Here is a 12,593-nt window from a genome sequence, read left to right as displayed (position 1 = left end):
GCGGTTGTCGACCACCGGAGGGTGTATGCGCATGCATCCATCCTCCGGACGGACGACACCGACGGACACATACGGACCGGAAGGCCCTGATATGAAGATCGGCATCATCGGCGCGGGCAACATCGGCGGCAACCTCACCCGACGGCTCACCGCCGTCGGCCACGAGGTCTCCGTCGCCAACTCCCGCGGGCCGCACACGCTCACGGAACTGGCGGCCGAGACGGGCGCCACCCCGGTCGCCGTCGAGGACGCGGCCCGCGGCGCCGAGGTCGTGGTGATCACCATTCCCCTCAAGGCGATTCCGGACCTGCCCTCCGGAGTCCTGGACGGCGCCGCCGAGGACGTGGCCGTCCTGGACACCAACAACTACTACCCGCAGCAGCGCGACGGCCGGATCGCCGGCATCGAGGACGAGGGCATCACCGAGAGCCGCTGGACCGAGCGCCAGATCGGCCACCCCGTGATCAAGGCGTTCAACGGCACCTACGCCCAGGACATCCTGGACCGCCCCCGCCCGGCCGGTGACCCCGAGCGTGTGGCCCTGCCGGTCGCCGGCGACGACGAGGCGGCCAAGGCGAGGATCCGCGCCCTGATCGACGAGATCGGCTTCGACACCGTCGACGCCGGCGGTATCGACGACTCCTGGCGCCAGCAGCCCGACACCCCCGTCTACGGCCTGCGCGGCGGCGTCGACGAGGTCACCAAGGCGCTGTCCGAGGCGAACCCGGAGCGCCCGGCGGCCTTCCGCGGCTGAGCCTGCCGTCCTCCGGGGCGCGCGTCGCTACGCGGACCCTCGACGCGGCTGAGGCACGGTGAGGGCATGACCGTCACCGAAGAGCCCCGGACCGCGGGCGGGCCGTCGCCGAAGGGGATGGCGTGGATCCCGGGCGGGTCGTTCCTCATGGGATCGGAGGAGTTCTATCCCGAGGAGCGGCCCGTCCACCGGGCGTCGGTGGACGGGTTCTGGATCGACGAACACCCGGTGACGGTCGCGGAGTTCCGCAGGTTCGTGAAGGCGACCGGCCATGCGACGGTCGCCGAACGGCCGCCCGACCCGGCCGACCACCCGGACGCCGACCCCGCCGCCCTGCTCCCCGGCGCGCTGGTCTTCCTCGGCACCCCCGGCCCGGTGCCGCTGGACGACTGGCACCGCTGGTGGACGTACCGGCCCGGCGCCTGCTGGCACCGGCCCGAAGGACCCGGCAGCACCCTGCACGGGCGGGAGCGCCACCCGGTCACCCAGGTCGCCTTCGAGGACGCCGTCGCCTACGCGGCCTGGGCGGGCAAGGAGCTGCCCACCGAGGCCGAGTGGGAGTGCGCCGCCCGCGGCGGGCTGGAGGGGGCGGTCTTCGCGTGGGGCGACGAGTTCGCGCCCCGGGGCCGGCGGATGGCGAACACCTGGCACGGCGCGTTCCCCTGGGAGTACGTCCCGGCCTCGCCGCGGCAGCCGTACCCCGGCACGACGCCCGTGGGCACGTACCCGCCCAACGGCTACGGCCTCCACGACATGACGGGCAACGTGTGGGAGTGGACGGCGGACCCCTACACCGACCGGCATCCCGGCCCGGCCCCGCGGCCCTGCTGCGCCCCGGGCGACCGGCTCGCGGGGGAGCGGTTCCCGCGCCGCGTCACCAAGGGCGGCTCCCACCTCTGCGCCCCGAACTACTGCCTGCGCTACCGCCCGGCCGCCCGCACCGGCCAGAGCGAGGACACCGCCACCTGCCACCTCGGCTTCCGCTGCGTGATCCGCCCGGACACCCCGGACACCCCGGACACCCCGGCCGCCCCGCCCGCCGACCGTACGAGGAGACCCCGTTGAACCCGCTCCCTTCCTGGCGCGACGGCCGCACCCGCACCACCCTCCTCCGGTTCGTCGACGAGGTGACCACCCCGGGCGGCCCGTCCTTCGTGCCGCCCGAGGCCCGGATCGCCGCCTTCGACAACGACGGCACCCTCTGGCCCGAGCTGCCCATGCCCGTCCAACTGCACCACCTCACCGAGCAGTGGCGGCACATGGCCGCCGAACGCCCCGAGCTGGCCGCCGAGGAGCCGTACGCCTCGGCGCTCATCGGCGACCCGGCATGGATCGCCTCCGTCGTCGCGGACCACTACGCCGGGGACGACACCCGGCTGCCCGCGCTCGCCGAGGCCGTGATCGCCACCCAGCGCGGCCTGGACACCGCGACCCTGGCCGCCCGGATCCGGGAGTTCTTCGCCACCGCCCGGCACCCACAGCTCGACCGGCCCTACCCGGCGTGCGCCTATCAGCCGATGCGCGAGCTGCTCGGCCTGCTGCGCGGGCACGGGTTCACCACGGTGATCGTCTCCGGCGGCGGCCGGGACTTCATGCGCGTGATCTCCGAGGAGGTGTACGGGGTGCCGCCCGAGCGCGTCATCGGCTCCACCCCCGCCCTGCGCTGGGACCCCGACCGCGCGGACGTCGTCTACGGCGACGGCATCGAGCTGCTGGACGACGGCCCCGAGAAACCCCTGCGCATCTGGAGCCGGCTGGGCCGCCGCCCCCTGCTGGCCTGCGGCAACTCCAACGGCGACATCGACATGCTGTCCTACGCCGCGGCCGGCCCAGGCGGCCTCGCGCTCCTGGTCCACCACGACGACCCGGACCGCGCCGACCCCGCCTACGACACCGGCGCCGAACAGGCCCTGCGCGAGGCGGCGCGCCGAGGGTGGACGACGGTCAGCGTCCGCGACGACTGGTCCCGCGTCTTCCCGCCCCCGGAGGACACCCCGGCCCCCTGACCCGCCCCGGGCCACCCGTTCGCACCGCCCGGACGGGCGGCCGGCGCCCGCACCCGCGAAGCTGCTGGCAACCGCGTTCTCGCGACCCGAAGCCCGCAGGGAAGGACGCCCGGTGTCTGACACGTTCCGTGGTGTGATCAACCTCGATGTCCGCGACTCCGTCCCGGACTGGACCCCGTACCAGCAGGCGAAGGCTCCCGCCGGGTCGCCGAACATCGTCTACATCGTGCTCGACGACGTCGGCTTCGGGGCGCTGAGCTGCTACGGCGGCCCGATCGAGACCCCGAACATCGACCGGATCGCGGCGAACGGCCTGCGCTACTCCCAGTGGCACACCACCGCCCTGTGCTCGCCGACCCGCTCCGCCCTGCTGACCGGCCGCAACCACACCACCAACGGCATGGCCTGCATCAGCGAGGCCGCGATCGGCTTCCCCAGCGCCAACGGCCACATCCCGTCCGAGTGCGCCACCCTCGCCGAGGTCCTCGTCGAACGCGGCTACAGCACGGCGCTGGTCGGCAAGTGGCATCTGTGCCCGGAGGACGAGATGAACCTCGCCTCCACCCGCCGGAACTGGCCCACCGGCCGCGGCTTCGAACGCTTCTACGGCTTCCTGGGCGCCGAGACCAGCCAGTGGCACCCCGACCTGGTCCACGACCAGCACCCGGTGGAGCAGCCCGCCACCCCGGAGGAGGGCTACCACTTCGGCGTCGACATCACCGACAAGGCCCTCCAGTACATCGACGACGTCAAGGCCATCGCCCCCGAGCGGCCCGTCCTGCTCTACTACGCGCCCGGCTGCGCGCACGCCCCGCACCAGGCGCCGCCCGAGTGGATCGACCGCTACCGGGGGCGGTTCGACGCCGGGTACGAGGCGATGCGCGAGGAGATCCTCGCCCGGCAGAAGGAACTCGGGCTCGTCCCGCAGAACACCGAGCTGCCGCCGCTCAACCCGATCGGCACCCCCGAGACCCGGAGCGGCCCGGACGGCGAGCCGTTCCCGCCGCTGGACTTCACCCGCCCGTGGGCCGAGCTGAGCGCGGACGAGCAGCGGCTGTTCTCCCGGATGGCCGAGGTGTACGCCGGGTTCCTGTCGCACTGCGACGACCAGATCGGCCGGCTGCTCGCCTATCTGGAGGAGATCGAGCAGCTCGACAACACGATCTTCGTCGTCGTGTCCGACAACGGCGCCAGCGGCGAGGGCGGCCCGAACGGCTCGGTCAACGAGAACAAGTTCTTCAACAACGTCGCCGACGACCTCGCCGAGAACCTCGCCATGATCGACAAGCTGGGCGGTCTGGAGACGTACGGGCACTATCCGAACGGCTGGGCCATGGCCTTCAACACGCCGTTCAAGATGTGGAAGCGGTACTCGTTCAACGGCGGCACCTGCGACCCGTGCGTGATCTCCTGGCCGGCCGGGATCGCGGCCCGGGGCGAGGTGCGCGACCAGTACCACCACGCCATCGACATCGTCCCCACCCTGCTCGACTGCCTCGGCCTGGAGCTGCCCGCGACCGTCAAGGGCGCCCCGCAGATCCCGCTCCAGGGCGTCAGCATGCGCTACAGCTTCGACTCGGCCGCCCTGCCGTCCGCGAAGAGCACGCAGTTCTACTCCATGCTCGGCACCCGCGGGATCTGGCACCAGGGCTGGAAGGCCGTCACCACCCACCCCGCGATCAGCGGCTGGAGCAACTTCCAGCGGGACACCTGGGAGCTGTACCACACCGACACCGACCGCTCCGAACTCCACGACCTCGCGGGCCAGGAGCCCGAGCGGCTCCAGGAGCTGATCGGCCTGTGGTTCCACGAGGCCGGGGTCAACGGTGCCTTCCCGCTCGACGACCGCTCCGCCCTGGAGATCCTCTCCACCCCGCGCCCCGAACTCACCCCGGCCCGCAACCGGTACGTGTACCGGCCGGGCGGCTCCGAGGTGCCCGAGGCGGTCGCCGTCAACATCCGCAACCGTTCGTACGCCATCGGCGCCCTCGTCGACCTGCCCGGCGGCCCCGCAGCGGCGGGCGTGCTCTTCGCCCACGGCGGCCGCTTCGGCGGGCACGCGCTCTACGTCAAGGACGGCAGGCTGACGTACGTCTACAACTTCCTGGGCAGCGAGGAGCAGCGGATCACCGCGACCGAGGAGCTGCCCACCGGCGATCAGGTCATCCTGGCCGCGTCCTTCGACAAGGACGGCGAGGTCTCACCCGGCGTCGCCACCGGCGTCCTCAGCCTCTATCACGGCGACCGCAAGGTGGGGGAGGGCCGGATCAGGACCCAGCCCGGCCGCTTCACCCTGGCCGGCGAGGGCCTCAACGTCGGCAGGGACGGCGGCGACGCCGTCACCTCCGACTACCCCGGCCCCGCCCCCCACGCCTTCACCGGCGGCACCCTCCACCGCGTCGCCGTCGACGTCAGCGGCGACCCCTACGTCGACCTGGAACGGGAGGCGGAGGCGATGCTCGCCCGCGAGTAGCCCGCCACGAGGGGCGGTCAGCACTCGATGATGTTCACCGCGAGCCCGCCCCGGGCCGTCTCCTTGTACTTGACGCTCATGTCCGCGCCCGTCTCCTTCATGGTCTTGATGACCTTGTCGAGGGAGACCTTGTGGGAGCCGTCGCCGCGCATGGCCATCCGGGCCGCGGTGACGGCCTTCACGGCGGCCATGCCGTTGCGCTCGATGCACGGGATCTGGACCAGGCCGCCCACGGGGTCGCAGGTCAGGCCGAGGTTGTGCTCCATGCCGATCTCGGCGGCGTTCTCCACCTGCTCCGGGCTGCCGCCCAGGACCTCGGCGAGGGCGCCGGCGGCCATCGAGCAGGCGGAGCCGACCTCGCCCTGGCAGCCGACCTCGGCGCCGGAGATGGAGGCGTTCTCCTTGAAGAGCATGCCGATCGCGCCGGCGGCGAGGAGGAAGCGGACCACGCCGTCCTCGTCCGCGCCGGGGACGAAGTTGTCGTAGTAGTGCAGAACGGCGGGGATGATGCCGGCCGCGCCGTTGGTGGGGGCGGTGACGACCCGGCCGCCGGCGGCGTTCTCCTCGTTCACCGCCATCGCGTACAGGGTGATCCACTCCATGGCGTGGGCCAGCGGGTCGCCCTCGGCGCGGAGCTGGCGCGCGGTGACGGCGGCGCGGCGGCGCACCCGCAGCCCGCCCGGCAGGATGCCCTCGCGTGACATGCCCCGGGTGACACAGGCGCGCATCACGTGCCAGATGTCGAGCAGACCGGTGCGGATCTCCTCCTCGGTGCGCCAGGCGCGCTCGTTCTCCAGCATCAGCGAGGAGATCGACAGGCCGGTCTCCTTGGTCAGCCGGAGCAGCTCGTCACCGGTGCGGAAGGGGTACTTCAGGACCGTGTCGTCGAGCTTGATGCGGTCGGCGCCGACCGCGTCCTCGTCGACGACGAACCCGCCGCCGACCGAGTAGTACGTCTTGGAGAGCAGCTCGGCGCCGGAGGCGTCGTGGGCCCAGATGGTCATGCCGTTGGCGTGGTACGGCAGGGTCTTGCGGCGGTGCAGCACCAGATCGTCGTCGAAGGAGAACGGGATCTCGTGCGTGCCGAGCAGGTTCAGCCGGCCCGACTCCTTGATCCGCTCCACGCGCTCGTCGGCCGACTCCACGTCGACCGTGCGCGGCGAGGCGCCCTCAAGGCCGAGCAGGACCGCCTTGGGCGTGCCGTGGCCGTGGCCGGTGGCGCCCAGGGAGCCGTACAGCTCGGCGCGGACCGAGGCCACGGCGTCCAGCAGCTCCTCGTTGCGCAGCCGGCGGGCGAACATCCGGGCCGCGCGCATCGGGCCGACCGTGTGGGAGCTGGACGGGCCGATGCCGATCGAGAACAGGTCGAAGACCGAGATGGCCACGGGTACTCCTCACAGCAGGGGTGGTGCAGGGGTGGTGCGTCACAGGTGCTCGCCGGGTGCCCCGCACCTCCGGGTCTCACTTCCGAGTGTGCGGGGCGACCGACGAAAAGGAACTACTTGTTCAGAACGGGGTACAGCGGGTGCTTCTCGGCCAGCGCGGTGACCCGCGCCTTCAGCGCCTGCGCGTCGTACGACGGCTTGAGCGCCTCGGCGATCACGTCCGCGACCTCGGCGAAGTCCTCGGCGGTGAAGCCGCGGGTGGCCAGTGCCGGGGTGCCGATCCGCAGGCCCGAGGTGACCATCGGGGGCCGCGGGTCGTTCGGGACGGCGTTGCGGTTGACCGTGATGCCGACCTCGTGGAGGCGGTCCTCGGCCTGCTGCCCGTCCAGCTCGGAGTCGCGCAGGTCGACCAGGATCAGGTGCACGTCCGTACCGCCGGACAGCACGTTCACCCCGGCCTCACGGGCGTCGGCGGCGGTCAGACGCTCGGCGAGGATCCGCGCGCCCTCGACCGTGCGGCGCTGGCGCTCCTTGAAGTCCTCCGAGGCCGCGACCTTGAAGGAGACCGCCTTCGCGGCGATCACATGCTCCAGCGGACCGCCCTGGAAGCCGGGGAAGACCGAGGAGTTCAGCTTCTTCGCGAACTCCTTGCGCGCCAGGATGATGCCGCCGCGCGGGCCGCCCAGGGTCTTGTGGGTGGTGGAGGTGACCACGTCGGCGTGGGGCACCGGGTTGGCGTGCAGACCGGCCGCGACCAGACCCGCGAAGTGCGCCATGTCCACCCACAGGTGGGCCCCGACCTCGTCGGCGATCCGGCGGAACTCGGCGAAGTCCAGCTCGCGTGGGTACGCCGACCAGCCGGCGATGATCACCTTGGGGCGGTGCTCCTTGGCGAGCCGCTCCAGCTCGGCCATGTCGACCAGACCGGTCTCCGCGTCGACGTGGTACGCGACCACGTCGAACTGCTTGCCGGAGAAGTTCAGGCGCATGCCGTGGGTGAGGTGGCCGCCGTGGGCCAGGTCCAGGCCGAGGATGGTGTCGCCGGGCTGGGCCAGGGCGAACAGCGCGGCCTGGTTGGCGGAGGCGCCGGAGTGCGGCTGGACGTTGGCGTACTCGGCGCCGAACAGGTCCTTGACCCGGTCGATGGCGATCTGCTCGGCCACGTCGACGTGCTCGCAGCCGCCGTAGTAGCGGCGGCCGGGGTAACCCTCGGCGTACTTGTTGGTCAGGACCGAACCCTGGGCCTCCATGACCGCGAGCGGAGCGAAGTTCTCCGACGCGATCATCTCCAGGGTGGACTGCTGGCGGTGCAGCTCGGCGTCGACCGCGGCCGCGATCTCCGGGTCGAGCTCGTGCAGGGGCGTGTTCAGGACGGACATACGGCTACGACTCCTCAGCCGGCGGTGTAGGCGGTGTACTCGTCGGCGGAGAGCAGCTCCTCCTGCTCGCCCGTCACGCGTACCTTGAACAGCCACCCGCCCTCGAAGGGGGCGGAGTTCACCAGCGACGGGTCGTCGACGACGTCCTGGTTGACCTCGACGATCTCGCCGTCGACCGGCGAGTACAGCTCGCTGACCGACTTGGTGGACTCCAGCTCACCGCAGGACTCGCCCGCGGTGACCGCGTCGCCGACCTCCGGGAGCTGGACGAAGACCACGTCGCCGAGCGCGTTGGCCGCGTGCTCCGTGATGCCGACCGTCGAGACGCCGTCCGCGGCGGCCGACAGCCACTCGTGCTCCTTGCTGTACCGAAGCTGCTGGGGGTTGCTCATGGCCTGAATTCTCCTGTACGCGAGGGACTGCTGGGGAATGAGGGACCGCTGCACACGCGGGTGGGCAGCGCGAAGACGCGCAGGGCTCACCCGCGCGCGGTGCTCAGTGTCTACTTCTGCCGCTTGTAGAACGGCAGCGGCACGACCTCGTACGGCTCGTGGCTGCCGCGGATGTCCACGCCGACGCCCGGGGTGCCCGGAGCGGCGTGCGCGGCGTCGACGTAGGCCATCGCGATCGGCTTGCCCAGCGTCGGGGAGGGGGCGCCGGAGGTGACCTCGCCGATCACCTCGCCGCCGGAGACGACGGAGAACCCGGCGCGCGGCACCCGGCGGCCCTCGGCGACCAGGCCGACGAGCACCCGCGGCGGCTTCGCGGCGGCACGCTCGGCGGCCTCCTGAAGCGCCTCGCGCCCCACGAAGTCGCCCTCCTTCTCGAACTTCACCACGCGCCCGAGGCCCGCGTCGAAGGGGGTCAGCGCGGTCGACAGCTCGTGCCCGTACAGCGGCATGCCCGCCTCCAGGCGCAGCGTGTCGCGGCAGGACAGCCCGCACGGGACCAGTCCGACGCCCGCGCCGGCCTCGGTCAGCGCCTGCCACAGCTCGACGGCGTGCTCCGGCTTCACGAACAGCTCGAAGCCGTCCTCGCCGGTGTAGCCGGTGCGGGCGATCAGCGCGGGGACCCCGGCGACCGTGCCCGGCAGACCGGCGTAGTACTTCAGACCGTCGAGGTCGGCGTCGGTGAGGGACTTCAGGATCCCGGGCGACTCGGGGCCCTGGACGGCGATCAGCGCGTACGCGTCCCGGTCGTCACGGACCTCGGCGTCGAAGCCGGCCGACCGCTCCACCAGGGCGTCCAGCACGGTCTGCGCGTTGGAGGCGTTGGCGACGACCAGGTACTCGGTCTCGGCCAGCCGGTAGACGATCAGGTCGTCCAGGATGCCGCCGTCGGCCCGGCAGATCATGGTGTAGCGGGCCCGGCCGGGCTGCACCCCGCCGATGTTGCCCACCAGGGCGAAGTCGAGCAGGGCCGCGGCCTGCGGGCCGGTGACGGCGATCTCGCCCATGTGCGAGAGGTCGAAGAGCCCGGCGCGGGTGCGGACGGCGGTGTGCTCGTCGCGCTCGGAGCCGTAGCGCAGGGGCATGTCCCAGCCGGCGAAGTCGGTCATCGTCGCGCCCAGCGAGCGATGCAGGGCATCGAGCGCGGTGTGACGGAGTTCTGCGGTACTGCTCATCGGTCGTTCGTCTCCCAAGGCATGACAGACAGGGCGAGGGCGTTCCTCCCCATCTGTCATCGGAACCTGAGAGGTTCGCCATGACCGCGCGCCTGTGGACACGGCGGGTCGTGGCTTGCACCTTGGGTGGGACCACCGGTGACGGCGGTCCGCTTTTCAGATGTGCCTCGCCCGCGCGGTAACGGTGCCTGAGAGATTCAAGGGAGGGACTTGCTCCTTCGGCGCCCCAGCGAAGACTGCGAAGACTGGGAACTCTCCCGCGCGGATTCAAACGGCCGGTATGCAGTTGGCGGGCCCATCATTGCACGCCCCGCCCGGGTCGCCACAGGCCGCATCTGTAACCGGCCTGTGGCGGTACGCGCACGAAAACGCGAGACAGCACGCATTACCTTCTCTTTACGCTCGGTGGGGAGAAGACTTGCCTGACCCCAGGGGAGGACGATCACGGTGAACAGGACCCCCGCGAGGACCACGGTCCTCGCGACCACCTCGGCGCTCGCGCTGCCCGCACAGCCCGCCGCCCCGGCCCGGGAGGCGCGCCGCGCCCGGACCGCACCCGTCGTCCGCGATCTGCGCGACCGCTCGGGACGCGGCCCGCACGGACTGCTCTTCGGCCGCCACGACCTGGTGGTGGTCACCGGACTGCCCGGCAGCGGCAAGTCCACGCTGATGCGGCGCGCGGTCACCGGCACCCGCATCGACTCCCAGGACACCCGCGACCGCTGGGACGCCCGCACCCCCCGCCTCCTGCCGTACGCCCTCTACCGCCCCCTGGTCCGGCTCGCCCACTTCGCCGCGCTGCGCCGCGCCCTGCGTTCCGGTGAGGGCGTCGTCGTCCACGACTGCGGCACCCAGGCGTGGGTGCGCGACTGGCTCGCCCGCGAGGCCCGGCGCCGCGGCGCCACCCTGCATCTGCTGCTGCTCGACGTCACCCCGGACGCGGCGCTGGCCGGGCAGCGCGAGCGCGGCCGGGGCGTCTCGCGGTACGCGTTCCTGCGCCACCGCACGGCCGCGGCCCGGCTGCTGCGTTCGGTGGAGCGGGGTCGGCTGCCCGCCGGGGTCGGCGCGGCGGTGCTGCTCGACCGGGACGCGGCGGACGCCCTGAACCGGATCGGCTTCTCCGGCTGATCACCACGGGCGGCCCCGGCGCTCCCCTCTTGCCCGGAGGAACCCGGAGGAAAGCGCCCCCGTACCCGTTAGCCTTTCAGCCACACCCGTGGTCACCAGCAGGCGGTAGGCAGATGGACTTCCCACCGGCGGACTTCCCGACGGCATTCCCCGCACCGGCACACCCCCATCCGCACGGCGGATGGCCGGGCAACGAACTGGAGGAGGTGCTCTCCGCCTCCCTCGGCGTGCCCGGCGCCGGCGGCCGCATCGTGGAGGTGCTCGGCCGCAGCTTCGTCTGGGTCCCGCTGCCCAGCGGCGGCGGCCCGCGCAGCGGCCCCCTCGATCTGCCCGCCATCGAGCTGGAGGGGCAGGCGTACGTGCCGGTGTTCAGCTCCGAGGAACAGCTCCGCCAGGTCGCCGGCACCCATATGTCGTTCACGATCGCCCCGGCCGTGGAGTTCGCGCGCGGTCTGCCGCCGCAGGCCGGCCTGTTCGTCAACCCGGAGGGCGTGGTCGGCGTCCCGCTGCCGCCGGCCGCCGTGGCCGAGCTGTGCCGGGCCGGCCGCACCCCGCTGGACGGCCCCGCCGCCGGCGGCCGCGTCCGTCTCTTCGAGCCCGACTGGCAGGACGACCCGGTGGACTTCCTGGCCGCCGCCTCGGCCGAGTTCGACGCCACGGGCGTGGTCCGCACCGCCCGCCGCTGCCTGGCGGCGATCGAGACGGCCGACCCGGTGATGTTCATCGGCGTCGAGGTCTCCCACCTCGACCCCGACCTGCGCGAACTCCCGCTGGACGCCCTCGGCCGCGCCCTGGGCCGGGCCCCGGTGGGCTGGCCGGTCAACCTGATCCTCCTGGACGTGGCCCAGGATCCGGTGGGGGAGTGGATGAAGGACAAGGTCCGCCCCTTCTACCGGCGTTAGCGGCTCCCGGCCGCCGCCGTCGGCGGCCCCGGGCCCGTGGGCGCTTAAGCTGTTCCCGTACGCGGGGCAACTCATGGACGAAGGGGCGGTACAGGTGAGCGCCAGCGGCATCGCGGCCGGACAGGTCGAGCACATGCTGCGCCAGGTCACGCCCGGGCGGTACGACGCCTACGAGGCGCTCCTGCGCGCCCTCGCCACCCCCGCCTCCGGCCAGGTCTGGATGCTCCTGTGGCACGGCCGGGCCGGATCCCCGGACGCCCAGTACGGGACCATGGAGGTGGACGGCCACGGCTACGCCCCCTGTGTCACCTCCGCCCAGGAACTGTCGGCGAGCGGCTGGAACCGTTCCTACGAGGTGGTCGACGGGATCGACGCGGCCCGCACGCTCTTCCCCGACCACTACGGGCTCTGGCTCAACCCGCACGCCCCCGGCGGCGGGGTCGGCATCCCCTGGCTGGATCTGCGCCGGATCGCGACCGGACTCGACCGTCAGCCCGCGGGACCGCTCAGGCTCTCCGAACCGGCCATCGAGATCCCGCAGTTCTACGCCCTGCTCACACAGAACGCCCATCGCACCCCGGCCGTGCGCGCGCTGCGCCGCGCCTGGGTGCAGCCGGCGCTGGGCGCGCCGTATCTGGCCGTCGGGCTCGACGTGTACGACTCCTCGCCGCCGGCCGTGGACGCCGTACGGGCGATGATGCAGCAGTCGATCGGGGCGGTGCCGGACGGGCTCTCGGTGTCGACGGTCGCGATGACCGACGAGTACGACCCGGTCGTGATGTGGATGCGGGCCGGTGCGCGGCCGTTCTACGACCGTGAGGCGCACGCTCCCGCTCCGGCGCAGGCACCGGCCGCGGGGTACGGCTATCCGCCCTCCGGCCGGTACTGATCCGTCGGAAACGGGCGGTGCGCGCGCTCAGAATACCCGGAGAATCTCCAAGG

The 12,593-nt window shown here is 72.5% G+C and carries 11 protein-coding genes and 1 riboswitch; of the genes, 7 read left to right on the top strand and 4 right to left on the bottom strand.

Annotation, left to right across the window (positions count from 1 at the left end):
* Window positions 1-31: 31 nt before the first annotated feature.
* From G6W55_RS28885 to G6W55_RS28870, 4 genes are all read left to right on the top strand, one after another.
* Window positions 32-754 carry an NADPH-dependent F420 reductase gene (locus G6W55_RS28885; RefSeq protein WP_175523714.1) on the top strand — a complete coding sequence of 241 codons (723 nt, stop codon included), beginning with the start codon at window positions 32-34 and terminating at the stop codon, window positions 752-754.
* Window positions 755-820: 66 nt separating this feature from the next.
* Complete coding sequence (locus tag G6W55_RS28880; protein WP_217687510.1) at window positions 821-1,819, top strand: formylglycine-generating enzyme family protein; 999 nt, start codon at window positions 821-823, stop codon at window positions 1,817-1,819.
* Window positions 1,816-2,760 carry an HAD family phosphatase gene (locus G6W55_RS28875; protein WP_175523713.1) on the top strand — a complete coding sequence of 315 codons (945 nt, stop codon included), beginning with the start codon at window positions 1,816-1,818 and terminating at the stop codon, window positions 2,758-2,760. The genes G6W55_RS28880 and G6W55_RS28875 overlap by 4 nt, the downstream gene beginning before the upstream one ends.
* Window positions 2,761-2,872: 112 nt before the next feature.
* Window positions 2,873-5,233 carry an arylsulfatase gene (locus G6W55_RS28870; RefSeq protein ID WP_175523712.1) on the top strand — a complete coding sequence of 787 codons (2,361 nt, stop codon included), beginning with the start codon at window positions 2,873-2,875 and terminating at the stop codon, window positions 5,231-5,233.
* Window positions 5,234-5,250: 17 nt separating this feature from the next.
* On the opposite strand, the gene G6W55_RS28865 is transcribed toward G6W55_RS28870, so the two are convergent.
* From G6W55_RS28865 to gcvT, 4 genes are all read right to left on the bottom strand, one after another.
* The gene (locus G6W55_RS28865) at window positions 5,251-6,618 is read right to left on the bottom strand and encodes an L-serine ammonia-lyase (protein WP_175523711.1); all 1,368 of its coding nucleotides are present in this window, start codon (window positions 6,616-6,618) and stop codon (window positions 5,251-5,253) included.
* A gap of 113 nt (window positions 6,619-6,731) precedes the next feature.
* Window positions 6,732-7,997 (bottom strand): serine hydroxymethyltransferase, encoded by a 1,266-nt coding sequence (glyA, locus tag G6W55_RS28860; RefSeq protein WP_205072043.1) that lies wholly within the window; start codon window positions 7,995-7,997, stop codon window positions 6,732-6,734.
* A gap of 14 nt (window positions 7,998-8,011) precedes the next feature.
* Window positions 8,012-8,389 (bottom strand): glycine cleavage system protein GcvH, encoded by a 378-nt coding sequence (gene gcvH, locus G6W55_RS28855; protein ID WP_078634896.1) that lies wholly within the window; start codon window positions 8,387-8,389, stop codon window positions 8,012-8,014.
* A gap of 110 nt (window positions 8,390-8,499) precedes the next feature.
* Window positions 8,500-9,621, bottom strand: coding sequence for a glycine cleavage system aminomethyltransferase GcvT (gene gcvT, locus G6W55_RS28850; RefSeq protein ID WP_175523710.1), 1,122 nt, complete (start codon window positions 9,619-9,621; stop codon window positions 8,500-8,502).
* Window positions 9,622-9,787: 166 nt separating this feature from the next.
* Window positions 9,788-9,891: riboswitch (glycine riboswitch) on the bottom strand.
* A 177-nt stretch (window positions 9,892-10,068) separates the two neighbouring features.
* Between gcvT and G6W55_RS28845 the strand changes: the two genes are divergently transcribed.
* The 3 genes from G6W55_RS28845 (at window position 10,069) to G6W55_RS28835 (ending at window position 12,540) form a co-directional block, all read left to right on the top strand.
* A complete protein-coding gene (locus G6W55_RS28845) occupies window positions 10,069-10,749 on the top strand; it encodes an AAA family ATPase (RefSeq protein WP_375372481.1) in 681 nt (226 codons plus the stop codon).
* Window positions 10,750-10,862: 113 nt separating this feature from the next.
* Window positions 10,863-11,651, top strand: a complete 789-nt coding sequence (locus G6W55_RS28840; RefSeq protein ID WP_030793611.1) for an enhanced serine sensitivity protein SseB — start codon at window positions 10,863-10,865, stop codon at window positions 11,649-11,651.
* A gap of 94 nt (window positions 11,652-11,745) precedes the next feature.
* Window positions 11,746-12,540: an enhanced serine sensitivity protein SseB C-terminal domain-containing protein gene (locus G6W55_RS28835; protein WP_175523709.1), complete on the top strand. Its 795-nt coding sequence runs from the start codon at window positions 11,746-11,748 to the stop codon at window positions 12,538-12,540.
* Window positions 12,541-12,593 lie beyond the last annotated feature (53 nt).

Origin of the sequence: Streptomyces sp. CAI-85 (assembly GCF_013363615.1) — a bacterium.
GTDB classification, from domain to species: domain Bacteria; phylum Actinomycetota; class Actinomycetes; order Streptomycetales; family Streptomycetaceae; genus Streptomyces; species Streptomyces antibioticus_B.
This window is presented reverse-complemented; position numbering and strand designations above follow the sequence as displayed.

Excerpts from the sequence above, each read along its gene's own strand:
- G6W55_RS28885 (WP_175523714.1), top strand. The coding sequence starts at position 32 with ATGCATCCATCCTCCGGACGGACGACACCGACGGACACATACGGACCG.
- G6W55_RS28880 (WP_217687510.1), top strand. The coding sequence starts at position 821 with ATGACCGTCACCGAAGAGCCCCGGACCGCGGGCGGGCCGTCGCCGAAG.
- G6W55_RS28840 (WP_030793611.1), top strand. The coding sequence starts at position 10,863 with ATGGACTTCCCACCGGCGGACTTCCCGACGGCATTCCCCGCACCGGCA.
- gcvT (WP_175523710.1), bottom strand. The coding sequence starts at position 9,621 with ATGAGCAGTACCGCAGAACTCCGTCACACCGCGCTCGATGCCCTGCAT.
- glyA (WP_205072043.1), bottom strand. The coding sequence starts at position 7,997 with ATGTCCGTCCTGAACACGCCCCTGCACGAGCTCGACCCGGAGATCGCG.
- gcvH (WP_078634896.1), bottom strand. The coding sequence starts at position 8,389 with ATGAGCAACCCCCAGCAGCTTCGGTACAGCAAGGAGCACGAGTGGCTG.